General features: G+C 59.8%; 24 protein-coding genes. 15 read left to right on the top strand and 9 right to left on the bottom strand.

The genetic code is table 11. From position 1 onward, the window contains the following. Nucleotides 1–192 precede the first annotated feature (192 nt). The 3 genes from QEN43_RS03630 to QEN43_RS03620 form a co-directional block, all read right to left on the bottom strand. Nucleotides 193–2,454 carry an autotransporter domain-containing protein gene (locus tag QEN43_RS03630; RefSeq protein ID WP_162144361.1) on the bottom strand — a complete coding sequence of 754 codons (2,262 nt, stop codon included), beginning with the start codon at nt 2,452–2,454 and terminating at the stop codon, nt 193–195. 66 nt (nt 2,455–2,520) lie between these two features. Next, nucleotides 2,521–2,736 carry a hypothetical protein gene (locus QEN43_RS03625; RefSeq protein ID WP_026612005.1) on the bottom strand — a complete coding sequence of 72 codons (216 nt, stop codon included), beginning with the start codon at nt 2,734–2,736 and terminating at the stop codon, nt 2,521–2,523. 80 nt (nt 2,737–2,816) lie between these two features. Then, entirely contained in the window at nt 2,817–3,779 is a 963-nt protein-coding gene (locus QEN43_RS03620) for an NAD(P)-dependent alcohol dehydrogenase (RefSeq protein WP_317963708.1), read from the bottom strand. A 321-nt stretch (nt 3,780–4,100) separates the two neighbouring features. On the opposite strand from QEN43_RS03620, the gene QEN43_RS03615 reads away from it, so the two are divergent. Beyond that, nucleotides 4,101–4,340, top strand: coding sequence for a hypothetical protein (locus QEN43_RS03615; protein ID WP_051332052.1), 240 nt, complete (start codon nt 4,101–4,103; stop codon nt 4,338–4,340). Nucleotides 4,341–4,404: 64 nt separating this feature from the next. Here the strand turns inward: QEN43_RS03615 and QEN43_RS03610 are convergent, their stop codons facing one another. Beyond that, nucleotides 4,405–5,058 carry a DsbA family protein gene (locus tag QEN43_RS03610; RefSeq protein WP_036269311.1) on the bottom strand — a complete coding sequence of 218 codons (654 nt, stop codon included), beginning with the start codon at nt 5,056–5,058 and terminating at the stop codon, nt 4,405–4,407. A gap of 19 nt (nt 5,059–5,077) precedes the next feature. Further along, complete coding sequence (locus QEN43_RS03605; protein WP_026612001.1) at nt 5,078–5,308, bottom strand: hypothetical protein; 231 nt, start codon at nt 5,306–5,308, stop codon at nt 5,078–5,080. Between the two features lie 93 nt (nt 5,309–5,401). Between QEN43_RS03605 and QEN43_RS03600 the strand changes: the two genes are divergently transcribed. The 7 genes from QEN43_RS03600 to eutC all read left to right on the top strand — a co-directional run bounded on the left by QEN43_RS03600 (nt 5,402) and on the right by eutC (nt 11,949). After that, entirely contained in the window at nt 5,402–6,061 is a 660-nt protein-coding gene (locus QEN43_RS03600) for a DUF2272 domain-containing protein (RefSeq protein WP_317963707.1), read from the top strand. Nucleotides 6,062–6,288: 227 nt separating this feature from the next. Further along, a complete protein-coding gene (locus QEN43_RS03595) occupies nt 6,289–6,528 on the top strand; it encodes a type II toxin-antitoxin system Phd/YefM family antitoxin (protein ID WP_026611999.1) in 240 nt (79 codons plus the stop codon). 128 nt (nt 6,529–6,656) lie between these two features. Further along, nucleotides 6,657–6,911, top strand: coding sequence for a type II toxin-antitoxin system VapC family toxin (locus tag QEN43_RS03590; RefSeq protein ID WP_156912910.1), 255 nt, complete (start codon nt 6,657–6,659; stop codon nt 6,909–6,911). A gap of 381 nt (nt 6,912–7,292) precedes the next feature. Beyond that, on the top strand, nt 7,293–8,771 hold the full coding sequence (locus QEN43_RS03585; protein ID WP_036269309.1) for an aldehyde dehydrogenase family protein: 1,479 nt from the start codon (nt 7,293–7,295) through the stop codon (nt 8,769–8,771). A 299-nt stretch (nt 8,772–9,070) separates the two neighbouring features. Then, the gene (locus QEN43_RS03580; protein ID WP_202901196.1) at nt 9,071–9,748 is read left to right on the top strand and encodes a DNA-3-methyladenine glycosylase family protein; all 678 of its coding nucleotides are present in this window, start codon (nt 9,071–9,073) and stop codon (nt 9,746–9,748) included. A gap of 36 nt (nt 9,749–9,784) precedes the next feature. Beyond that, nucleotides 9,785–11,182, top strand: coding sequence for an ethanolamine ammonia-lyase subunit EutB (locus QEN43_RS03575; protein ID WP_026611996.1), 1,398 nt, complete (start codon nt 9,785–9,787; stop codon nt 11,180–11,182). After that, the gene (gene eutC / locus QEN43_RS03570; protein WP_317963706.1) at nt 11,179–11,949 is read left to right on the top strand and encodes an ethanolamine ammonia-lyase subunit EutC; all 771 of its coding nucleotides are present in this window, start codon (nt 11,179–11,181) and stop codon (nt 11,947–11,949) included. The genes QEN43_RS03575 and eutC overlap by 4 nt, the downstream gene beginning before the upstream one ends. Before the next feature lie 551 nt (nt 11,950–12,500). Here the strand turns inward: eutC and QEN43_RS03565 are convergent. After that, nucleotides 12,501–12,773 carry a hypothetical protein gene (locus QEN43_RS03565; RefSeq protein WP_026611994.1) on the bottom strand — a complete coding sequence of 91 codons (273 nt, stop codon included), beginning with the start codon at nt 12,771–12,773 and terminating at the stop codon, nt 12,501–12,503. A gap of 352 nt (nt 12,774–13,125) precedes the next feature. Here QEN43_RS03565 and QEN43_RS03560 point away from each other — a divergent pair, with 352 nt between their 5' ends. The 5 genes from QEN43_RS03560 (at nt 13,126) to QEN43_RS03540 (ending at nt 21,248) form a co-directional block, all read left to right on the top strand. Beyond that, nucleotides 13,126–16,176, top strand: coding sequence for an MASE1 domain-containing protein (locus QEN43_RS03560; RefSeq protein WP_084162383.1), 3,051 nt, complete (start codon nt 13,126–13,128; stop codon nt 16,174–16,176). Nucleotides 16,177–16,344: 168 nt separating this feature from the next. Further along, nucleotides 16,345–17,139 carry a metallophosphoesterase family protein gene (locus QEN43_RS03555; RefSeq protein ID WP_026611993.1) on the top strand — a complete coding sequence of 265 codons (795 nt, stop codon included), beginning with the start codon at nt 16,345–16,347 and terminating at the stop codon, nt 17,137–17,139. A gap of 14 nt (nt 17,140–17,153) precedes the next feature. Next, nucleotides 17,154–17,975, top strand: a complete 822-nt coding sequence (locus QEN43_RS03550; protein WP_026611992.1) for a nucleotidyltransferase — start codon at nt 17,154–17,156, stop codon at nt 17,973–17,975. A gap of 163 nt (nt 17,976–18,138) precedes the next feature. Then, nucleotides 18,139–19,362 (top strand): endonuclease/exonuclease/phosphatase family protein, encoded by a 1,224-nt coding sequence (locus QEN43_RS03545; protein WP_156912909.1) that lies wholly within the window; start codon nt 18,139–18,141, stop codon nt 19,360–19,362. Between the two features lie 254 nt (nt 19,363–19,616). Continuing rightward, complete coding sequence (locus tag QEN43_RS03540) at nt 19,617–21,248, top strand: phospholipase D-like domain-containing protein (RefSeq protein ID WP_026611990.1); 1,632 nt, start codon at nt 19,617–19,619, stop codon at nt 21,246–21,248. A 263-nt stretch (nt 21,249–21,511) separates the two neighbouring features. Here QEN43_RS03540 and QEN43_RS03535 read toward each other — a convergent pair whose 3' ends face one another. From QEN43_RS03535 to QEN43_RS03525, 3 genes are all read right to left on the bottom strand, one after another. Continuing rightward, complete coding sequence (locus QEN43_RS03535) at nt 21,512–21,952, bottom strand: transposase (RefSeq protein ID WP_084162381.1); 441 nt, start codon at nt 21,950–21,952, stop codon at nt 21,512–21,514. 93 nt (nt 21,953–22,045) lie between these two features. Beyond that, complete coding sequence (locus QEN43_RS03530; RefSeq protein WP_156912733.1) at nt 22,046–22,183, bottom strand: transposase; 138 nt, start codon at nt 22,181–22,183, stop codon at nt 22,046–22,048. Nucleotides 22,184–22,273: 90 nt separating this feature from the next. Then, nucleotides 22,274–23,191, bottom strand: a complete 918-nt coding sequence (locus tag QEN43_RS03525; RefSeq protein WP_026611988.1) for a LysR family transcriptional regulator — start codon at nt 23,189–23,191, stop codon at nt 22,274–22,276. A 103-nt stretch (nt 23,192–23,294) separates the two neighbouring features. Between QEN43_RS03525 and QEN43_RS03520 the strand changes: the two genes are divergently transcribed. Next, nucleotides 23,295–23,933, top strand: coding sequence for an FMN-dependent NADH-azoreductase (locus tag QEN43_RS03520; RefSeq protein ID WP_026611987.1), 639 nt, complete (start codon nt 23,295–23,297; stop codon nt 23,931–23,933). A gap of 23 nt (nt 23,934–23,956) precedes the next feature. After that, entirely contained in the window at nt 23,957–24,817 is an 861-nt protein-coding gene (locus QEN43_RS03515) for a pirin family protein (RefSeq protein ID WP_202901195.1), read from the top strand. The last annotated feature ends 72 nt before the right edge of the window (nt 24,818–24,889 follow it).

The raw sequence follows: 24,889 nt of genomic DNA, 5'->3' as shown, positions 1-24,889 counted from the left end.
TAGAGCGAAGCGAAACCCATCGATGGCGGGTTGGGCGCGCCGTAATCCTCCACACCGTCCTTCGGCGGGTTACGGTGCGCGCATGGACTCGAGTGGTTACGCGCGGAAGGCGTGGTGCGCACCTAACCCGCCCTACACAGAGGAAATGCAGCCGCTCGGCGACGCATCCTCTGCACCCAACCGGAAAATCCTCTAAAACTCCATCCGCACGCCCGCATTGACGGTATGGCGGGTTTCGAAGCGGTTGTCGACCAGGGTCTCGTACTGGACGAATGCCGATCCGCCGTGGGGGAGAACCGCCGAAACCGAGGTTCTGAGATTGACATAGTCCCGGTCCGGGTTATCGGTACGAACGGTGAATCGATGCCTGCCGGCATCGGCCGCGAAACGGGCGCCGATCAGACGGCCGTCCTTCTCGAATTCGTGCTCCCATTCCACGCCGAGCTGCGATACGAATACGCCCACGGCCGTACCGGCGGTATAAGACACGATTCCGCCTAAGGCCGTGGTTACCGAATCCACCGTCTGAGCGTCAATCACCAGATTGAGCGGATCCGCGCCGCGTTCCGTATAGCCATCGATGGTGGTCCGTCCGTATTCCATGCGCCCGCGTAAACCGAGCGTCCACGCGCCCAAAGGAAAATCGTAGCCGCTGTTGATGCTGTAGCGTTGCTGCCAGCCTTCCGTATTGCTCTTGGCACTCATTCGCACCGGCCCGAACGCATCGACATAGGCAATGTTCCGGGTCGAACTATATTGGTTATAGGTACCGTTGACCACCAGGTCCACATACCCGCGATCGGTGAGCTGATAGCTGCCGAACAGGGAAAACGTCATCCCGTCGATTTCGAGATCGCCTCCGTTTCGGACCGTTTTCGATTCGGTATGGCCGTAACCCGTGGACACACCCATCAGGAACTGCCGAGTGAACCAGTAGTCGACGCCCGTCGTGAAGCCGTAAACCTTGGAATCGAATCCCCGTTGCAAGCGTGTGGTGTTTCGGGACCCCGACTCGAATTGACCGTTCACGAACACGCCCAACCGGCTGAATCCGCTGTCCTCGTCTCCGCTGGCTCCGCCCGAGCTGCCGAAAGGAAGCATCGCGGCCAGCAGGTTGCCCGGCAGGGTCTGTCCGCCGAGATTCAGGGTCAATCCGTTCACGCTGAAACCAGAACTTCCGGCCCTCAGTTCCACCAGCCGCTGGTTGACATTGCCGACTTGAATCTGCGAAATCCGCCCGCCGCCGAGGGCCTGCGCGGCGGCTTCTTCGGGACTGATACTGTGGAGGGCTTCCGCCACCCGTTCCAGCCCGCCGGGTCGATTCAACAATTCGGTAAGCCCTAGAATGCGCTCCCGCAAGGCTTCGGACGCGCTGGCGGTACTGATGATGGTCTGAATCGTACCGGCCAAGGATTCCTGCCGCACCAGATCCCCGGCGGTGTTCAAAGTGGCCCCGACCACCACGGTCACCGTGCCGGTATTCTCACCGCTCGAGTTGACGACGGTATAGGTAAAACGGTCCTCCCCCACGAAACCCGCTCTCGGCGTATACACGATCCGGGCGGTTCCGCTCACCGTCGCGGTGCCGTTGGCGGGCTGGGACACCGAGGACACGACGACCTGATCCGGATTACTTTCCACCACCGTGATCGTTACCGGCTGCCCGGTCGTGGTGCTGGTTCTGTGACTGGAGGCGCTGGGCGGGAGTGGGTTGACCGTGATCGTCACGGTTGCGTTGGCGCTTCCGGCCGGGTTGGTAACCGTATAGACGAACGAATCCGTACCCACGTATCCCGCGTCGGGGGTATAGATCACCGACCCACCGCTCGCGACCGCGGTACCGTGGGCCGGCGCGGAAACGCCTGCGAGCTGGAGCTGTACTCCGCTATCGTTGTCCAGCACACCCACCACCGCCGCTTGTTCGCGCATAACCGCCACGCGATCGTCGACTGCCGTCGGCGGTATGTTCGTATTTATGGTCAGGCTTGTCGAAAAGGAAGGAAACACGTTGTCGACGCTTCTTCCCGATGCAACAACGGTGTCCCCGTAGAGGATGGACATTCCACTGAACTCCTGACCGTTCATGTCGATCTGGAGCGGCGTGGCATAGGGCAATACCAGCTGCTGAGCAAAGCTGCCCCGGATCTGCGGACTGCAGCAGACGCCCCCCAGATCTCCGTAGGTTTGCTCGAAGAGAATCGACTGGGTGCTTAAGTCGGTGATCCGGATGTGGCCGAACGAGGCGGGATCCATGGTCCCCTCGGCCACGTAAACTTCGGCGAACTGTCCTTCCGATTCGAAGGAAATGCCCCGCAATTGCAAGGAATAGAAGTTGACGGCGATCTGATCGGCGAACGGGACGAAATCCGCATGGGTCGTCGTTTGCCATAACGCAAGCCGTAGCGCGACCGTGATGCCGCAAAAACGGCGAACGCCCGACGCACGAAGAAGCACGTGGAACATCGGCCCGGCGGCTACAAATGCATTTCGGATTCGGCAGACTTACACCCGAAGAAAAACCTAGTCTTCCTCCTCCATCAAATCGAACACCATCTGAACCGATCTTCCCGTTTTCGTGTTCGTGGCTTTAAAGATGGCGGTGTCGTTCTCCACTCCGACACATTCGATTTCGACCGGCGGATCGTCGTATTCGCTCTCGGAGACACCCAGTCGATCCATGAGGTCTTGGTTTTCTTCCGTCGTTAACTCCATGTAGCCGTCTGAGTCGATACGCATAGATCTGTCGCCAAAACGATTAAAGTGAATAGCGTCTTACCGGTAACCTGGGGAGGACCGGTCTCCGAATCTCGGAGCCGTCAAGTCGGTGCAGCAGACCCGCCGTGATCGATGACGATTTTTCCCCTCGCATGTCCCGATTGGCTTCGTCGATGCGCCAGATCCAACTGGGACAGCGGAAACACACTATCGATGACGGAACGCAATCGCCGCTCCTCCGCCAGTTTGCTCAAGAACGCTAAGTCTTCTCCATTAGACTTGAACATGATGGTCTTAATCCGCTGCTTCGACAGAAGCCGCAATAATACTGAGCGGGCCATCAGTCCAAGCGTCGGTAGGGTGGATACATAAATGCCATCCGGTTTCAGTAGGCCCTGATAACGCCCGAAAGGTTCGGAAACCACGGTATCGAAAATCACATCGAAAGATGCCGGAGAACCGAACTCGCTGGTCTGAGTATAGTCGATGATCTCGTCCGCCCCGAGCTCACGCACCCAAGGCGCGTTGACGCCGCTGCATACCGCGAAAACCTTCGCCCCGAACACCTTGGCGATTTGCACGGCATAATGTCCGACCCCGCCGGACGCCCCCACGATCAGGACGGTATCGCCCTCCTTCACCCGGCCGAGGTCGCGGAGGGCTTGGAGTGCGGTCTGCCCGGCCAGGGGCAAGGCAGCGGCCTCATGGTCGTTCATCATCTTCGGCACTGGGGCGGCCAACCGTTCGTCTACGACGGCGAACTCAGCCGCCGTTCCGAAGCGCCGAGAAGTCAGAGACGCCATCACCCGGTCGCCGGGCCGATAGCGCGTGACCTTGGTGCCGATCTCCACCACTTCGCCGGCGAGGTCCATGCCGGGAATGGACGGAAACCGGACCGGAACGAGAAAACGCAGACTGCCGTTACGTAGCTTCCAGTCAATGGGATTGACCGAGCTCGCGGCTACCTTGACGAGCAGTTGGTCGGGCGCCGGTTTCGGTATCGGCACGTCGGCCTCACGAATTTTCGAAGGATCGCCGTAACCCGTATATTGCATCGCTTTCATGGATGACTCCTTGTGCGGATATCGAACTCGAAACGGATTTTGTTTTCTATTAACCCGGCCTATAAATTTCGCCCGGGTTAATCCGGAGCAGGGATGCCCAGGCGCGGCAACAAGCCGCGTGAGCCCAGGCCGGGCGTTTACCGGCTTGAGCGGCGGCCCGTCAATACCAGGAGGGTATTCACGGGCCTGACGATAATCACGCCGTGCGAGCCTATGTCAGCAAACCGTTTGCGCCGAGCTCCTCAGTCCAGTGATATAAGCTCCTTATAAAACGTCAAAGCAGATAACGGCGGATTCCCGACCGCTTTCAGGAGACCCATTGTGACTACTCGACATTTTCAAATCGATTGGGATACGTACGAAGCCGCCAAGGCTCATATCCAGCAACAATTCGACACGCATTCCTGGTGGCCGACGGAAGAGCCGGAAAAAGCCAAACAGGAATACAGAATCATGAACACCAACCCGGCGCAGCTGGCATACTGGTGCGAGAAATGGCTGAACGGCGCGCAGTGGCGGCAACTGGAAATAGAGGTGCGAAAACGCCTGCGAAGCGGCTAGTCCGCACGCGACTGCGACTTGGCCTGCTTTCGAGAACGCTCGCGCCATCTTAGGCGCGGCGGCGCTACAAATGCGCGGCGATAGCCGCCAAAATTGGCTCCGGGTCGCGATAGTTCACGGGAATTTCCGAGTATTCGCGACCATGCGACAACAATAGGGTCGGAAAACCACGAACCCCGAACTCTCGCGTGCAACGGATTTCCTCGAGCAGCTCCACCTGAGTATCCGGATGCCGGAGATTCGCCTCGAAAAGGTCTTTATCCAAGCCGGCCTCTTCCGCCAGCTCGATCAAAGTCGAATCGTTCGAGGGGTTGCGCGCTTGCAGGTAATACGCCCGCTGAATGGCGAAGATCATGGCTTCCTCGAAGTCGGCGCCCTGTCGGCGAGCGGCGATCACCGCGCGGCAGGCCGGATAGGTGGAGCGCCTCGGAACACATTTCTCCCAGAAATCGAAATTGAACCGGGTGCCCGGCACGGAGCGCTCTATGGTTCGCCAGGTGCCCTGAATCTTTTCGCGCATTTCAGCCGGCATCGGCACGGTGCTGTCCGGTGCCAGGCCGCCCAAAAACTGCTCGATCTCGACACCGGCCGGCAATCCGCTCTTAACGCGCTGCCATACCGGCCTAAACGCCCAACACCAACTGCACATGGGATCGTGGAAATAGAGCAGCACCGGGCCAGCAGCATTGGGTCGATTCGTTAACACTGCCTTTACCATTACGAAATCGGCGTTTGATTCACGCCTTTATCTCTACTTCAAATTCAGATGTTCCGCTTATCGCCTCGGCGACACCGATGAAACTATGATGAAATCGACCTGTATCCGTGCGAATAAGCGTCGTTATGAGTCCGATTGTGCCTTCTTCGGCCATGCCCAGGATGAGCCGATTGCGGCTGATCTCGTAATCATCGGAGACAGAGCCGAAGTAAGCGGCGAACTCCCCGCCCGCCAGACTATCGAAAATCACCCAAGTTCGGCAACTATGCGAATCCTTTTTCTTCTTGTTTTTCTTGGCTTATCCGCCTGCGGACTGCTGCCCGGAAAATCCACGGATAGGGCTATGGGGCCGACTTCTTCCATCGGCGTTTTCGACCTCCCGCCCATCAAAAACAGAATTCTTGCTCTCGCACTCAGCGAGTGGCTTTATTTCGGCCAGCAGTCCGTCGTCCACGACGGCGACAAGGAAAGCATCCCGCAGGTCGGATACTGGGAGGACGAATCCCCTTACGCTCAACGCATCAACCAGTATTGGCGTACAGTCGGCATGCCGGAACGTACTGGCCGAAACTGCGAACAACCCTGGTCGGCGGCTTTCGTCAGTTGGGTCATGGCCACTGCGGGTGTGCCGAAAGACCGATTTCCGCCCGCGGAAGCCCACTGGATCTATCTTTCACACATCATCCGCAACGCCGACGCGCCCGGAGCGAGCTTCGTGCCGAGAAGCATACGCGACTATACCCCGCGCCCCGGCGACCTGATCTGCGCGAGCCGAGGGTCGTCGACCATTCCCCAGCTCGCCGAATTGCCACCCCTCGAAGTCATCGAGAACAGCAAGCTTCACTGCGACATCGTCGTCGCAAGACGCGGGCGCACGCTTGAAGCCATCGGCGGAAACGTCAGAAACTCCGTTTCCAAGAACATTTTGAAACTCGACAAGAACGGACATTTGCAACCGACGGCTAGAAGGCCGTGGTTTTTGATCATTGAGAACCGTCTTTGAGCGTAGTGTGACGAATGGAAGGTTTCCAATCGGCGAAGTACGGGAGTACCTTTCCGGCACCGCATGTCAGTCCCGGTATGCGAGTAGCGAAGTTCCTAATCAGCGTGATAACAACTCCACCCATACGGACAACTACATGTGCTGCCCTTCCTTGCGCGACGCCTAAAGCTGGTTTTCATTGCCGCTGCCGAGCTAGACTAACGCTTAGCTAACACCGTTGAAATCCTATGCGCATTGTCAATATTCACGAAGCTAAAACGCATCTCTCGCGCTTGCTTGAAGAAGTCGAAAAGGGTGAGGATGTTGTCATTGCGCGCTCTGGTCAGCCTATCGTGCGCTTGAGCCGGTATCAACCGAATCGATGCAAGATCGCTCCGCCGGGCAGTCTGGAGGGGCAGGCATGGGTCGCGGAGGATTTCGATGCACCCGTGGATGCGCTGTTCGACGGGCCGGATGATGCCGAATGAGACTACTGCTGGATACCCAACTGATCATTAGGTAGCTAACCCATGCCGCGGCGGTTCCACCCAAGGCGCGGGAACTCGTCGAGCAAGCGGCCGAGGTCGTTTATGTCAGTCGGGCCTCGCTGTGAGAAATGGCGATCAAGATCGGTTTGGGCAAACTGCGCATCGATTTGCCTCGCTTTGCACAGCAAGTAACCGTTGACGGTTTTGTCTGGCTTCCCATCGAAAATCATCATGTGCTCCAGGTGGCGAGCCTTCCGGTATTCGATGACCATAAAGACCCGTTCGACCGCTTACTAGTAGCGCAAAGCGTAAGTGAACCGCTGATTTTGGTAACGACGGATGCAAAGCTGGCCCGCTACGGGACTACCATTCGCGTTTTCTAGCGCCGTGTCGAAGTGTAGCCCGTAGGGTGCGGTGACAACAGAAACTGCCCCAATCGCGGACAACACCTGCCTCGAGCAAAGTCGAGGGGCGATCCGTCCTTCACCGCATCCTGAGATCCTATCTCCCCCGTTATCAGCCAGCAACGGCGACAAATCGGCGGCGCCCATGGTTTTTGGCGCTTCGAAAATCGGTCGTAAAAGCCAGATGCAGGATTTTTCCGGCCACAGGTGTAATCTAAGCGGACGCTATCCGGAATCGGATGATGCGGATTTTTGGAGCGGCGCCGTCTGTCAAAACCATGGCCGCAGGCGGCGGCACACGATAGTTCAGAACAAGGGTCGAACCGAGACCCGTTTGAATTCAACCACGAGGGAATACAGATGAGTGCGGAACCCAAACTGATTAACCCGTCCGAAATCAAAATCTCTCAAACCAAGATGCTGATCGACGGCAAATGGGTCGATTCGGCGAGCGGAAAAACTTTCGAAACGATCAACCCGGCGACCGGCGAGGTGATCGCCCATGTCGCGGAAGGCGACCGCGAGGACGTGGACAGGGCAGTTCGTGCTGCCCGTAAGGCTTTCGAGGAAGGCCCATGGCGGAAAATGAGCGCGCGCGAACGGGGCCGGTGCCTGTACCGCCTGGCGGATTTGATCGAGAAACACTTTGACGAATTGGCGGCGCTGGAAACGCTCAACAACGGCAAGCCGATCAACGAAAGCAGATCGGCTGATCTGCCGCTGACGATCGAGTGTTACCGCTACTACGCCGGCTGGGCGGACAAGATCGAGGGCAAGACCATTCCGATCAACGGCCCGTTCTTTACCTATACGCGGCATGAACCGGTCGGCGTGGTGGGACAAATCATTCCCTGGAATTTTCCGCTGCTGATGCAGGCCTGGAAGTGGGGGCCGGCGCTCGCGGCCGGCTGCACCATCGTGCTCAAACCCGCCGAGCAAACGCCGCTGACCGCGCTCCGGGTGGGTGAACTGGCTCTCGAGGCTGGCATTCCGGAAGGTGTCGTCAATATCGTGCCGGGATTCGGCGAAACCGCAGGAGCCGCGGTTGCCGAACACATGGATATCGACAAGGTGGCTTTCACCGGGTCGACTGAAGTGGGCAAGCTGATCATGCAGGCCGCCGGACGCTCGAACTTGAAGCGCGTCACCCTGGAACTCGGCGGAAAGAGCCCGAACATCGTGTTCGCCGATTCCGATCTGGATGCGGCGCTAGAAGGCGCTTTCCAGGGACTCTTTTTCAATCAGGGCCAGTGCTGCTGTGCCGGTTCCCGCCTCTTTGTGGAAAAGAACGTCTACGACGATTTCGCCCAGAAGCTGGTCGAACGGAGCCGCAAGCAAGTCGTGGGTGACCCGTTCGATCCGAAAACCACTCAGGGGCCGCAGGTCAGCCAGGAGCAGTTCGACAAGATCATGGACTACATCCGCTCCGGCAAGGAACAAGGCGCGAAGCTTCTGACCGGCGGCAATCGCGTCGGCAGCTGTGGCTTTTTCATAGAACCGACGATTTTCGCCGACGTCGGCGAGGACATGAAGATCGCGCGCGAGGAAATATTCGGGCCGGTGCTGTCCATGATTCCGTTCAAGGATGTAGACGAGGTCATCGCCCGGGGCAACCGTACCATGTATGGGCTCGCGGCCGCGGTTTGGACCAAGGACATCAACAAGGCCCATCGCCTGGCGGCGGAGCTCAAGGCGGGCACCGTGTGGATCAATTGCTACGACGTCTTCGACACGGCCGCGCCTTTCGGCGGGTTCAAGATGTCCGGCATAGGCCGCGAACTCGGCAGTTATGCCCTGGAGAACTACACCGAGGTCAAGACCGTTACCGTGGCGTTGTGATCGATGGGGCTCAGGCGGCTGCTAAGGAAATTTGCAGGACTGAGGCAAACGGATTTTAGCCCGGCTTTCAGAGGGAGAGGGTTAGGGTAAGACGAAGCAATGAAGGAGTTTTTCTTTTCCATCCTCTCATCCCGACCTTCTCCCGGAGGGAGAAGGGGCGAAATGCGCAAGTCCTGTTTTGAACAAACGGATTCCGATCATACCCTTCGACAGGCCTGTCCTGAGCTCAGTCGAAGGGCTCAGGGCGAACGGCCAGCCGGGATAGGCTTCTAATCAAATCGCCCCTAACGCAGCCGCCGTTGATTGCCGTTCCTAACAAACTGACGGAAATCGATCTGGAAATCGCTCTGGCCGAGCTGTCGGCGCGCGATGCGGACCTGGCGAGGCTGTACACCGAGCTCGGGAAACCGCCGATGTGGGCGCGGAATCCTGGTTTTTCTACGCTGATCCGCATCATTCTCGAGCAACAAGTGTCACTCGCCTCGGCGCGCGCCGCCTTTGAACGGCTGCTCGCCTCGGCATCGCCGCTCACCCCCGAGAGCTTTCTGGCCCTTCACGATACCGCGCTCGCCAGAATCGGATTTAGCCGCCAGAAGATGGCTTACGGCCGGTACCTGGCCCAATCTATCGCCGAGGGTCGCTTCGATCTCGATAAACTGGACCTGATGGACGATGAAACGGCAAAAGCCCGGTTGATCGAACTCAAAGGCATAGGCCCTTGGACAGCGGATATTTATCTTTTGATGGCGCTGCGCCGGCCGGATGCCTGGCCCGCCGGGGATTTGGGGCTGATCCAAGCGGTGCAAGACGTCAAGCGCTTGCCGTCGCGTCCGAATCCGGAAACCATGGTTGCGATCGCCGAAATCTGGCGTCCCTGGCGAGCGGTCGCCGCTCGGATGCTGTGGCATCATTACCTTAGCCGGCTGTTCAACAGGCCCGCGAACGGAAACCCGCGGAGCGCGCTTCCGGATGTTTAGGAATTCGGTTGTTTTGTTAAAAGGAACGTCTCCGCCATGAAATACAGCGCAAGCCTTAAAGGACGCCACTACGCGTTCGCCGATCTGAAGACTTTGCTGGCAAAGGCATCGCCTCTACGCTCGGCGGACGAACTCGCCGGGATCGCGGCGGAATCCGAGGAGGAGCGCGCCGTCGCTCAGCGGGTGTTGGCCGAGGTTCCTTTGCGCCGCTTCCTAGAAGAGCCGCTGATTCCGCCCGAGGACGACGAGGTAAGCCGTCTGATTTTTGAAACCCACGACAGCGCCGCGTTCGAGCCTATCGCCCCTTTGACGGTCGGTGAGTTTCGCGAATGGCTGCTGTCCGGCACCACCCCCGACGAAACCATAGTCGGGATCCGAACCGGCCTGATGCCGGAAATGGCCGCGGCGGTATCGAAGATCATGCGCAACCAGGATTTGATCGCCGCCGCCCAGCGCTGCAAGGTGACGACCCGGTTTCGCAATACCATCGGCCTGCCGGGACGGCTTTCCACACGGCTGCAACCGAACCATCCGACCGACGACCCGCGCGGCATCGCTGCGAGCGTTCTGGACGGTTTGCTGTACGGCAACGGGGATGCGGTGATTGGCATCAATCCCGCGACCGATAGCCCGAGGAACGTCGACACCCTACTCCGCCTGCTGAACGACATCATCGCCGAACACGAAATCCCCACCCAGTCGTGCGTGCTGGCCCATGTCACGACGACGATGGAACTGATGCGGCGCGGCTCGCCGGTGGACCTGGTGTTCCAATCGATCGCCGGGACCGAAGCGGCGAACCGGAGTTTCGGGATCGATCTTTCCCTGTTAAGCGAAGCCCGCGAAATGGCGCTCGAATTGAAACGCGGCACAGTCGGTGACAACGTGATGTATTTCGAGACAGGGCAAGGAAGCGCTCTGTCGGCAGACGCACACCACGGCATCGACGCGCAGACCTGCGAAGCACGAGCCTACGCCGTCGCCCGCGCGTTCTCGCCGCTCTTGGTGAACACTGTGGTCGGCTTCATCGGGCCGGAATATCTGTACGACGGAAAACAAATCATCCGCGCCGGGCTGGAAGACCATTTCTGCGGAAAGCTGCTGGGCCTGCCCATGGGTTGCGACGTGTGTTACACCAATCACGCCGAAGCCGATCAGAACGATATGGACAATCTTCTGACCCTGCTGGCGGTGGCCGGCTGCACCTATATCATGGGCGTGCCCGGTGCGGATGACATCATGCTGGCCTATCAAAGCACGTCCTTTCACGACGCCCTTTATCTGCGCAAGGTCCTAGGACTCAGGCCCGCTCCGGAATTCGAGGATTGGTTGAACCGCATGGGCATTTTCGATGGACGCAACGCGCTGAGCCCCGGTTCCTCGCCCCCTCGCCTGCTCGGTGCGGTCAACGCATTGGCGAAGGACGGCGCATGACCGATCCCTGGTTCGCCCTTCGACGTTTCACCCAGGCCCGTATCGCTCTGGGGCGCGCGGGTCACGCCGTCCCGACCCAGGCCCTGCTCGATTTCCAGCTCGCCCATGCCCGGGCGCGCGACGCCGTGCACTTCCCCTGGAACGTCGAACGCTTCGCCGAAGACCTACGCGCGATGAGGTTGGAATCTCTAATCCTGCGAACACCCATCCGAAGCCGCGGCGAATACCTGCGCCGCCCTGATCGCGGGCGTATGCTCGACACCGAATCTCGCCGACGGCTGGATGACCTGAACGGCGGTGATCCGGATGTGGCCCTGATCGTCACCAACGGACTTTCTTCTACGGCGGTCGAACGCCATGGCCTGTCCCTACTCAAAACGGTGGTCACTTGCTACCGCTCGCGCCGTATCCGATTCGGGCCGATCGCTCTGGTGGAGAACGGCCGGGTGGCCCTCTCGGACGAAATCGGCTTCGCCCTCGGCGCGCGTGTGGCGGTCATCATCGTCGGTGAAAGGCCCGGGCTCAGCGCCGCCGATAGTCTAGGCATCTATCTCACTTACGCGCCGCGGCCCGGGAATACCGACGCCCAGCGCAACTGTATCTCCAATATCCGACCGCCCGAAGGATTGAGTTACGAAACCGCCGCCGCGAAGCTGATCTATCTGACTGAGGAAGCCATGCGCCGCCGCATTTCCGGGGTTGGTCTCAAGGACGAGCAGGATACGGTTTTACCGCCGTCTCCCGAGCCGCCAGAGCTGGAAAGGTGATGGCGACGAGACCTAACCGGTGCGGTTCGACTGGCGCGGCTCATGCCGGACATCCTTGTCCGGCACCCTACGGGCTCCGTGCACCCGTTCGCCGGGAGCGAACGGGAACGTGCGAAGCACGGCCCGAAGGGCGAGTCTCAGGGATGAGACGAGTAAACCGGCACCAATCCTCCGGGAGAGGGTTGGGACGCGGAGCGCCCGTAAGGGTGAAAAACAAGGATGTTTTTCATCAAACCTGCCGGTTTGTCGTTCCTCACCGCATCCTACCAGTTTCCGGCTGTAGGATGTCGTAAGCGAAGCGAACCGCAACATTCTCGACCTAGATTAAGGTGACATCGACAGGACGCGATCGGTGCGGTTCATTCTTCACCGCACCCTACACGTTATCGCCCGTCGGATGTGGTGAGCCAACCGAACCGCCGTTCGACCGAACTCAGGACAAGTCCCGTGTATCCTGCGACTTCGAGGTTACTCGGTGGGTTACGGCCTCGCGCCCTAACCCACGCTACAAAAAATGACTGCCTTATTGAACCGATTTCGAGTCAATCGGATTAGGCCAGCATGTTCTTGATCGTCCGCTCGTACTCCGGGAAGTAATGGCCGATGACGGGGAGATCGAATCGGCGCAGGATGCTGGTATTCGGTTCCCGCTCCAACAGGAAATCGAACGAACGGCTGACCAGTCGCTCGGTCGGCACCTTGCCGTCGGTCAATCGGGCCGCATAGTCTGGATCCACGGTGACCGTATGCGTCGTCGTGGTCCGCGCTTCCACCGTCACCTCGAAAGTGGATTCCGTCAACTTTTTTACCGTCACCTTCGCCATATCAGTCTCCTGTCCACTCGTTCTCTATATCTTTCCGGTAATCCGGCCAAAGTCATCATCATACCGGCAAGGTCAAGGACGGAAAATCGCCACAAGATCCCCAGTCTTTCGAGCACCGGTCTTTACTATGCTTCCCATTCCGCCGATCGAGCCCGGGAGTTCTTCTCGACGGCGCAGCTGAGCCAAGCGGTTCGTCGGCAAGGGATCGCTGACCTACAAGCCTTCGCTTTGCTCATTCCAGGCCTGGCTAAACAAGCTGCGGATTGCGCAAGCGCTACGGTAACCGTAGGATGAACGGGAGCGCCTGACCGCCCCTGACCTGAGCGAAACGCCACGGAACTGGTCGAATTGTATGGACACTATCATTGCTGCAAGCATGCAAAGCGAAAGGTTTTCATCAGGCTATAAAACAACCCACCGGTGGCCATCCGTCTGGTCGCTGCTTGGGTTTGCCGTCGGTCTCTTCGGACTTGCGCTGGCTAGCGATTGGATCTCCCCCAATCCTTATCACTTCATTCCGTTCTGGCTGCCCGGCGGGTTTTACTTGGCGACGCTCGCCACCCGTCCCCGGCTGCTTTGGCCGGCGTTCATCATCACGGCGCTTACGGTCGATTTCAGCGTCAATGTCCTAGTCTTCGAGCAAGTTTATTCGGTTGCCGCCGCTTTCTCTTTTGGCAACACAGTTGAAGCATTGACGGGCGCATGGCTGCTGGGGCGAGTGATCGGTACACCGCTGAGGCTGGACACGGTTCAGAATGTCGTGGCGCTGACCGTACTGGGAGCTCTGCTAAGCTCAGCTGTTGGCGCAACAGTGGGAACGGTGGCCGTAGCTGCAGCCTATGGTGAGCCGCCCGCCTCGGTCTGGCTCACATGGTGGACGGGCGATATCGCCGGGATCATGGTGACGGCTCCCTTCAGCCTTGCGCTGCCGGCGACTTGGTCGTATTGGCGGATGCTGGCGCCCGCCCGGCGGATCGAGGCGTTGGCTGCCATGGCGTCGGTCGCGGGTCTGGCTTTGGCCGTTTTTACCAACCGCATCCCCTTTCCCTATGTGATCATGCCGCCGCTGCTTTGGATGGGCGTGCGTTTCGGCATCCCCGGCGTTTCCTTCTCGATTCTCGTGCTGGGAGTGATTGCCGCGCGGTGTACGGCTGAGGGGCACGGCGCTTTTGCTGAACCGCAGTTCGACACTTCCGACCGCGCTCTTTTGGTGCAGTCCCTGATCGTGCTGTTCTCGATTTCGGTACTGGTGTTGGGCGCCCTGGCGAACCAGTGGCAGCAGGCGCTGGTGGCGCTGAAGCGGGCGCGCGATCAGCTCGAGAAAAAAGTCGACGAACGCACGGCCATCTTGCGCGACACGCTCCGGTTACAGCAGGCAATCCTCGACGGAGCCAATTACTGCATCGTCTCAGTCAATAGACAAGGCATCATCCAGACCATCAATAAAGCCGCAGAGAAGGCGCTCGGCTATTCCGCCGAAGAACTCGTCGGCAAGGAGACGCCCGCGATCTTTCACGATCCTGCCGAGCTCGAAGCTTATGCGAAAACGCTGGCCGACAAGCTCGGCCAGCCCGCTTCGTCGTCTGTCACAGTCTTGCCGGCGCTGATCGAAGCTTGTGGATCGACCGAAACGGAATGGAGTTTGATCCGCAAGGACGGGAGCCGCTTTCCCGCTCAAGTGTCGATTTCGGTCATGCGCGATGAAAAGGGGGCCATCACCGGCTATCTCGGCATCGCCAACGACATCACGATGCGCAAAGAGGCCCAAAAGGCGCTGCAGCAGAGCCAACACGATTTGAACCGTGCACAGGCGGTCGGCAAAATCGGGAGCTGGCGGCTGAATATTCAGAGCAACGAGTTGCTCTGGTCGGCGGAAAACCACCGGATCTTCGGAATACCCGAGGGTACGCCTCTGACTTATCAGACATTTCTCGACTGCGTTCATCCGGACGATCGAAGGTATGTCGACCGGAGCTGGAAGGCGGCACTTGGCGGTGCACCGTACGATATCGAACACCGCATCGTCGTCGGCAAGGACATCCGTTGGGTTCACGAGAAAGCCGAGCTGGAATTCGACCGGGGAACGTTGGTCGGCGCCTTCGGCACGACCCAGGACATCACCGACCTGAAACGAGCCGAGCTGGCGCTACGCCGTCACAATCAACGGCAGGCGGAGCTTCTGGCGATCAGCCGCGCGGCCCTAGACAGCCATACCACCGATGTTCAACTGAGCCGTATGGTCTTCGAGAAAGTGCACGCGTTACTCGATGCCGACGTGGGCTTCAGCCACCGGGTTGACGAGAGTGCCCAAAGTCTTCGGCTGATCACCTCCTATGGCGTCTCCGACACGTTGCTGCCGGATATCGAGAAGTTGGAAATGGAAACCAGTTTGTGTGGCACAGTGGCCGCTACTGGCTCTCCCCTGAGTGCCGACAGCGCGCGTATCGAGGACGACCCCGACGGCGTCATTCTCCGCAAAGCGGGCCTACGCGCCTACGCCTGCCATCCTCTCATGGCGGGCGATGGGCGCCCCCTCGGCACGCTGTCGTTCGCCAGCACGCGGCGAGACCATTTCGATCCGGAAGAAATCGAATTCCTCCGAACGCTTTCCCTATTCACCGCCATGGCTTGGGATCGTACCCGGGCGATGGATGCGCTGCATGAGGCCGATCGGCGAAAGAACGAATTTCTCGCCATGCTCGCACATGAACTCCGCAATCCGTTGGCACCGATCCGCAATGCCGCCCAACTGATACGAAAGCTGGGCGCCGACGAACCCAGGCTTCAAGGCGCTAGGGAGATCATAGACCGTCAGCTCATCCATCTCTCCAGGTTGGTCGACGACCTACTAGATGTCTCACGCATTACCCAAGGCAAGGTGACCCTCAGAAAAGAAATCATCGCCCTGAACACCGTCATCGAGCGAGCGATCGAGGCCACGCGGCCGTTAATCGAATCGCGGCGCCACCATCTCGACGTCAAGACTTCCCCGGCACCGCTACTGGTCGTCGGGGACGCGACCCGATTGATCCAGGTTGTCGCCAACCTTTTGAACAACGCCGCCAAATATACCGAGGAAGGTGGGTCCATTTCGCTCCGCACCGAAACGCGGGGGGAACGCGTGTTGATCCGTATCAAGGATACGGGCCTTGGCATAGCGCCGGAATTGCTACCCCACGTTTTCGATCTTTTCATCCAGGGCGAGCGTTCGCTGGACCGCAGCCAAGGCGGCCTCGGGATCGGACTTACGCTGGTTCGGCGTCTGGTGGAACTGCACGGTGGCCGGATCGAGGCTTTCAGCGGCGGACCCGGCAAAGGCAGCGAGTTCGTGGTCGAACTTCCCTTGGTCGCTACTCCTGCATCGGGACAAACCGCAACCGTACGCGATTCATCTTTGCATTAGGGTTGCACGGTCATCCTGGAAACACCCGGATGCGACTTACCGGACTCCGGCAGGACCTGCATCATTGAACAAGAGCTAAGCCGATCCCACGCGGGCACTTTTGCCCGGCCGAGCTGTCTTTGGTTTATTGGACACCCGCCTCACGAGAAAAAACCGCAAACTACCGCCATGCCGTCAAATAGACAAACGGTCCGCATCGCGGCCGTGGCCGATATTCACTACACGCCCTCCTCCCAGGGAATGCTTCAGAACATTTGTCCTTATGTCTCCGAAAACGCGGATATTCTGCTGCTCTGCGGCGACATCGTAGATGACGGCCGACCGGAGGAAGCGCGGCTGTTCGTTAAGGAACTGACGGGCGGCGTGAAGATTCCAACTCTCGCCGTGCTCGGCAACCACGAGTACGAAGCGGGCCGGGTAATGGAAGTGCGTGACATTTTTTCCGACGCCGGAATCATCCTGCTCGACGGAGACGCTCACGAAGTGCATGGCATTGGCTTCGCCGGCGTCAAGGGTTTTGCTGGAGGCTTCGGCGCGCATGCCCTGCAGGCCTGGGGAGAGCCGACGATGAAACTTTTCGTTCACGAAACCGTGGAAGAATCGCTGAAGCTGGAGTCGGCGCTCGCCAAACTGCGGACCCAGTACCGAATCGCCCTGCTCCACTATGCGCCGGTCAAGGCCACGGTGGAGGGCGAGCCGGTCGAGATCTATCCCTTCCTGGGGTCGAGCCGACTCGAAGAACCTTTGAATCGCTACTCGGTAACCGCGGTATTTCACGGACACGCTCACCGCGGGAGCCCAATTGGACGAACCGGCGGCAACATTCCCGTCTACAATGTGGCCCTGCCCCTCCTGCGGCGCGCCTTTCCGGACCGTCCCCCTGTCCGGCTGATCGAACTTCCGATCGAAGCACCCGGCGAGGAGGCGTATCGATCATCCACCTATAAGCCACATCCCGTATAAGGCTAGCGATACCGATGGACACACCGCTTCCGACGACCGATAACCACCGGCAGCCGCCCGACCAAGCCGGAAGGACGTTCTACCGCCACGGGCTGACGCTTCTGAACGAAGCCGGGGTTCCGTTTCTGGTCGGCGGCGCCTACGCCTTGGAGTGCTACACCGGAATTTCGCGATATACCAAGGATCTGGACATCTTCGTTCAGCCTCGCGATCGCGATCGCATCATCGACGTTCTGGCGAGAGCCGGCTATCAAGCCGACGTAACGTATCCGCATTGGCTCGCCAAGGCGTATTACGGGGAATATTTCATCGACATCATTTTCAGTTCCGGAAACGGCATCTGCGTCGTCGATGAAGCCTGGTTCGAGCATGCCCCCGAGCGGGAAGTGCTCGGCGTGCCGGTACTGCTCTGCCCGATCGAGGAAATCATTTGGTCGAAAGCTTTCGTATTGGAGCGGGAACGTTATGACGGCGCCGACATCGCCCATATCCTCCGGGTGTGCGCCGAGCGACTGAATTGGCCACGGCTCCTGGATCGCTTCGGCCCTCATTGGCGCGTGTTGCTGAGTCATCTCATTCTCTTCGGCTTTATCTATCCCACCGAAAGAGGCCGAATTCCCGAGTGGGTCATGCAGCGGCTGTTGATCCTCTTGGCCGACGAGGTCCGCAACGCGCCGCCATCCGGCCGTCTCTGCCAGGGCACGCTGCTCTCGCGGGAACAATATCTGACCGACATCATGCGCTGGGGCTACGAGGATGCGCGGCTGCAGCCCAAGGGCCAAATGACCCACGAAAACATCGCCCACTGGACAGCGGCGATCGACGTCAAGGAGTGAGCCCGCATGAGCCACCGAATTTCCGCTCATCACGCTTTCCCGGGATTCATACGATACCGTTCGCTACAGCCGAGAAAGGAAATCCGCCCGCACCATTAACCAAGCTTACGTGTTAAGACTATTACGAATCGCTTTATTGACCGCCTTTTCCGGCATTTTGACCATGACGACATTGACCGATTTCTGGGGCGGATATCAGTTGGCCAGCACCCTCGGGCGTCCCGACGCTGGGGCTTTCTGCTCCGCTCCTTCGTTCGGCTGGGAGCACGCCGCGCCGTTTCCGCAATTGGAAACCCGTAACGACCTCCCGGAGCTCCGGGTCGTGACGTACAACCTGCATTCGGGACTCGGGCCGCGCTGGCGCGCTTACGCCGATCGCCGTGAGGTCGAACGCAATCTCGCCGGCATTGCCGAAAGGATCGCCGTGGCATCGCCCGGAACGCCGGTCGACGTGGTCGCGCTCAACGAGGTGGATTTCGGTTCTCGGCGCAGTGGCTGGATGGATCAAGCCGAGTTTATCGCGGCCGAACTCGAGCGCCGTACCGGCCAGTCTTACACCGTGGAGCGAGGCGAAACCTGGCGCCGCAAGGTGCCCGGACTCGAGGTGCGTTTCGGCAACGCCGTTCTGTTTCGGCACTCGGCGCTCTCGATGGACGCCCGGATGCTCCGGAAACCCCAGAAAACCAGCTACGCCTCGGCTTTTCCTACCGGAATTCTGGACAAGTTCTTGAACGAGCCGCGCGGGGTGCTGCACGTTCAAATCCAATTCTTCGGCCATCCCGTCGATGTTCTGGTCACCCACCTCGAAGCCTTCAATCCGGCGCGGCGGGAAGCGCAGGCGGCGGACCTTCTGCGGCGGTTCATCGAACCGGGCCGGACGTCGATTCTGCTGGGCGATATGAACACGGTTCCGACCGCCCTGACCTACGAACGGCCTCATTTCGCCGCGGACCGCACGCACGACGTTTTGACCAGCGGCGAGCTCGCCGACGCGCGGATTGTCGCTGCGGCGCGCGGCGGCGTGAGCGACTTTTCCGCTTGGGCCACCTATCCCGCACCGGCGCCGGTATGGGCCCTGGACGGCTCATTCGCTACCCCCGATCTGGCGCCCCACGACGTACAAGTGATCGGCGGCGACGAATCGGACCACCGCGGATTGTCGGTCACTTACGCCTGGCTCACACCCGAGGCGAAATCCGCGTTCGTCCGCTGGCGCGATGCGGTGCGCGAGCGCCAATTCGTCCGTATCATCGACTGCGACCTTTCCGACTTCGTCCCGGACAAGCACCGTTATCTCGAATGGCTAAAGGCGAATACCGGTTTCGCGAGCTTCCTCGATAGGCTCGGTGACACAGTGAAGGAAATGTCTTTAGGAAACGCTGATTAAGAACTTATTCGACCTGCCCCCGACAGCCCTTCGACACGGCTCAGGACAGGCCCGTCGACAAAGCTCAGGACAGGCTTGTCGAAGGATATGAACGGAATCTACTGGTTCAGAACGTCGCCGAAGGACACTGCCTGGCCTCATATCATCCTCGCCCCCGGCAGTAACCGGCTACGCGACGACTAGCTGTTCCCGGATGACGAATTTCTTGAATTCATCGCCAACGGGAAGACGAGAACCGTACGCGTCAAGCACCGATGAGTTCGAAACGAAAAGGACGCAAAACCCGCCGATTCGGCCGCTTCGTCCTTGTCGCCCTGGCCGCCGTGATTGCGAGCTGGCTGGTCGGTCGTCTGTTCTTGGACGTCCAGTTCCCAGACTCCGTCGCCACATCCGCCGATGTCGAGCCGCTACATAACCGGGAACCGTCCTTGCGCGCGGTTTTCGAGTCCCTGCCCGCCGAAGGAACCGCCCCCGCGCAGGTCACGCTGTTGGACGACAATACGATGGCCTGGGTCGAGCGCTGGCGGCTCTTGGCCGGCGCCCGAAAGCGCCTGGACATCTGCTATTTCATCCTGAAACAGGACGTGTTCGGCATCGCATTCCTCGGTCATCTGGTCCACAAGGCCGGCCAGGGGGTGAGGGTCCGGGTGATGCTGGACGCCATAGGCACCAAGATGTCACGCTCCGTGCAGGGCAACGATTATCTCGATACATTGGTGCAAACGCCCAACGTCACCGCCAAACTGTACCGCCCGCTGCGCTACCGCTTCCAGGACGCCTTTCTCACACTGAATCCCGCCGCGATCTTCGCCAGCGACCACGACAAGATTCTTCTCGCTGACGGAAGTCACGGCCTGATCGGGGGAAGGAACATCGCGGCCGAGTATTTCGCCGACCAAGCTGTCGACCCCAAGGCGTTTCGCGACGCTGATGCGGTATTGACCGGGCGGGAGGCTGGTGCCGTGCTCGAAGCCGTGTTCGATTCCCAATACAACGGTGGGGAGGTGCACCCGATCACAAAAGAGACCCTCGACATTCTCGATCCGAACGCCGATTTGTTGCTCGCGTACCAGGCCATGGATCACTGGCTGCGGGGTGAACCGTTTCCGGAAGCCTTGTCAGACCGGATTCGGGACCGTCGATTGTCTTGGATCGACGAACTTCAGGCGCATCCGACGCTCCAGGGTGCCTTGGCAAGGCCGGCTCCCGAGTCGGTGCAAGCACCGGTTCGACTTCTCGACAGCCGCACCCGTCTGATCCGAACCGACGACCCGATCACCTCCAGCCTCGCCCGATTAGTACGCGGCGCCAAAAAATCGATCTTCGTTGTGAGCCCCTATTTGGTACTGCCGGAGCAAGCCGTACAAGCCTTGGAAGATGCGGCACGACGCGGCGTAAAAATCACGATTCTCACCAACAGTCCCGTATCCAGCGATAACCCGCTCAGCCAAGCTTTCTTCCTCGAACAATGGCCGGAACTCATGGCCCGGGTGCCGACGCTGAGGCTGTTCGTCGCGGGGGATCGCCATAACTTGCACGGGAAGTTCGCCGTCATCGACGACCAGCTTGGTCTATTGGGAACATACAATCTCGATCCCCTCAGCATGGCCCTCAACAGTGAACTGGTCGTCGCGGTATGGTCCGCCCGGTTCGCCGAACAGCTGCTGAAAACCGGCCGGCAACTCATCACCGCAGGCCCACCGACCGCCTACGAATACCACATCGCCCGAAACAACGCGGGTCGCCCTTTACGTGACTTCGACGGACGGCCGATCATCGCTTTCGGCCCGAACGACCATCTAAAGCCGGACGAGTGGACGGCCGTCCGCCACTACCGCTGGCTGGTCCGCGGATTGAAGGCGGTCAGCGGGCGTTTGTTTTTCTGACCCGACTATTTCATCAGCTTCCTTTCACCGGCTGCAGTAACAGGGTGGTAGGCTCAAAGGCGCACGATTAGGGAGACAATAGGGCAAAACGAGTGGCTTTCTGGACAAAAGACGCGAGTCCCCTTACCCCCTGGTTGGCCGTCGTGCCGGGGACCGCACGCGGGTCGGGTCAGGTGGCGAGGATACGGGTAGCGGTGAAGACAGTCTCGCGCAGGCGCGGCATCAGCGTATACGCGAGGGCGCCCCACGGCAGTTGCAGCACGTTAGGAAGATCGGCCATGCCTGCTCGCCAAGCGCGTCACCGGCAGTTTGATCACGGCCGCCGAATGCTTCATCCCATCGATCCGGCTGGGCCGCAAGAGACACGCAAGTAACGCTTGGCCACAGAATACATACAACGGCAGATAATAGCAGTAGTGGTCGTAAGAGCCATGAAACTGGGCCCATTCCTGATGCCCATGCAGCGGCAGATCGGAGGCGTCGATGTCGAGGATGAGTTCGCGCGGTGTTCGAGGCTGGGACGCGATGAACTGCTCAACCAGCACCCGATTCAAGGCCACCACATCGGCACGGCCGGCACGGGTTTCCAGGCGTGAGAACGTCGGGCTGCTGGCCAGGGCCGTCACCTTGCCCACCGCCGTTTGCAGCAGCGGATCGTGCCGCAGCCGGTCATGATCATTGAGGTCCTCATAGCCGCAACACAGACCCTAAAGCCGTTGGGCGACCAGGTCTTGCAGGGCATGTGTGATGCGGTTCGGAGCCCTCGGATCGTTCAACGCCTGCGCTACCGCCTTTGATCAGCCAAGGCGTCGATCCAACTGCCGCAAGAGCACGAGTCCGCCATCGGAACTGATCGCTCCACCCCGGAAATTGGCTTCGATGACCCGCCGTCCCAGGCGTCCAAATGTCATCTCATCAGCGCTACAATTTGGCATCGGCACAGCTCGCCGCAAAATCTGTTTCGCAACCTGATTTTATGCGGGGTTCAACGCTGCGCCGAACCTCCTGATGGTGAAATATCCGGACTAGACGGAACCGCTGTTCATCCCTGTTCTGCCTTCGGCGACGCAGGCGCGAATCAGTTCGGCGAGCTTGCGGGTGGCGGGGCCGGCGAGCCTGGGCTGGGCGAACATGAGATACAGCGGCACCTTGCGGTGCTGTCCCTCGCGCAAAGGCAGCGGCTTGAGCCGGCCGGACGCGAGAGGCTCTTCGATCAGATGGCATGGAATCCAGCCGAAGCCCAGTCCCGCGCATAACAAGGCGATCCGCTTCTCGGGGCTAGTCACGCTCCAGCGCCGCGTCGCGCCGAGCCAGCCCGAATCGCGCGGCGCCAGCGTGCCCGAGTCGCTCACGACGACGTGCAGTTCCCGGCTCAGGTCATCGGCATCCAGGGGCCTTCCCAGCCGGTGCAGGGGATGGTCGGGATGCGCCACGGCAACGAGATCCACGTCCAGCAGGTGGTCTCCCAGAAATCCCGGCGGCACTCGTCCGCCGATCACGAGATCGGCGCGACCCGTGATCAGCGCCTCGTCCGTCCCCGACAATACCTCCTCGCTGAGGAGCACGCGCGTGTGCGGGCTCAAAGGCGCAAATTCCCTCAGGATGCGCAGCAGCAGTGGAGTGGGGAACAGCGCATCAACCACCAGACGGATTTCCGCCTCCCAGCCCTGGGCTAGGCTGTACGCCAGTCTCTCCAGCTTGAACGCTTCGCCGAGCAGTTCTTCGGCATGCCGCAACAGCGTCTCTCCCGCCTCGGTCAATTTCGCCTTGCGACCGTGAATCTCCAGCAACTTCAGGCCGAGTTGCTCCTGCAGCCTGCCGACCGTATAGCTGACGGAGGACTGGCTGCGGTGCAGCGCTTCGGCGGCCTGGGCGAATCCGCCGTATTCCACGATAGCCTGCAACACGCGCCATTGCTCCAGGGTAGTCCGAGGAATTTTCATATGATCGAATTTTTCGATAAGAACTACCTAAATTTTGAGCTTTTTAATCGAAACACACAAAACTATCCTGGTGCCGTCTATCGATTCTTACCAGGAGATCGCCATGACCACCGTGCTGCAAATCAAGACCAGTCTGTCCGATACCGGCAACGCCAACCGCTTAGTCGACGCTTTCATCACGCAGTGGCGCGCGCGGCATCCGGAAGACAGGATCCTCACCCGCAACCTCGGCCGCAACCCGATTCCGCATTTGAACGAGACCGCAATCACTGGCTTCTTCACGCCGGCTGAGCGGCGCACGCCCGAGCAGCGGGCGGCAGTGGAACTTTCCGACGAACTGATTGCGGAGCTTCAGGCGGCGGATGTTCTCGTGCTCGGCGTTCCCATGTACAACTTCGGTATCCCGTCGACCCTTAAAGCCTGGATCGACCACGTCGCCCGGGCCGGAATCACGTTCAAGTACACCGAAAACGGGCCGGTCGGACTGGTCCAAGATAAGCAGGTGTTCGTGCTTGCCGCCCGCGGCGGGATTTATAGCGGCACACCGCAGGACACGCAAACCGCTTACCTGCGCAATGTGCTGGGCTTTCTCGGGATGACGGATGTGAGTTTCATCTATGCGGAAGGACTCGCTTTAGGGGAGCTCGCCAAGGACCGGGCGGAGACGGCCGCGCTCGGGCAAATCTCCCGACTTATCGATTCCCGAACGATCACGACTGCCGGGAAACCGGTCGATGTTTGACAGATTGTTCTAGGAGAACACCCATGATCATCTCTCCGAATTTTGTTACCCGCGAGATCGAGCGACTGGTTACCGGCGCCTCGGTATCGGACGGCGCCGGCGTAAAACTGCTGCGCGTGCTGACTCCGGACCTGCAGCGCCGGCTCGATCCTTTCCTTATGCTCGACGAGTTTCGTTCCGACAACCCGGACGACTATCTTGCGGGCTTTCCAGATCATCCCCATCGGGGCTTCGAGACGGTCACCTACATGCTCGCCGGGCGCATGCGGCATCGCGACAACGCCGGCCACGAAGGTTTGCTGGCCGCCGGCGGCGTGCAATGGATGACCGCCGGTCGAGGCATCATCCATTCCGAGCTTCCCGAGCAGGAACAGGGGCTGATGCACGGTTTTCAGCTTTGGATCAATCTCCCGGCGCGTGAGAAGATGACCGAGCCGGGTTACCGGGATATTCCGGCCGAAGCGATCCCGCGCACCGTCACGCAGGAAGGCGTCACCATCCGGATCATCGCCGGATCAGTGGAGGGCATCGATGGCGCGGTCAGGCGCGAGGCGACCGAGCCGCTCTATCTTGACCTCGAAATGCCGGCCGGAAGCACTTACGAGGCGCGGATTCCTGCGGGACACAACGCGTTTCTGTATGTTTACGACGGAGAAATCTGCGTCGGAACACGCGGCGAGCCGGTGCGCGCCCGTCAGCTCGCAGTTCTGACCAACCGCGCTGATGCCGATGGCGTACGGCTGACCAGTACTGGGGGAGCGAGACTGTTACTGGCCGCCGGCCGCCCGCTCAACGAGCCGATCGTCCAGTGGGGACCCTTCGTTATGAACACGCGCGAGGAAATCGAACAGGCCATGCAAGAATTCCGGTCGGGCAACTTTTAGGTCGAAAGAAAAGACGACTCTTTGCCGGACAGGTTCCGTTCCGATGACGGCCGATCCCAGTGTCCCAGATCG

The organism is Methylocaldum szegediense (assembly GCF_949769195.1).
GTDB lineage: Bacteria > Pseudomonadota > Gammaproteobacteria > Methylococcales > Methylococcaceae > Methylocaldum > Methylocaldum szegediense.
This window is presented reverse-complemented; position numbering and strand designations above follow the sequence as displayed.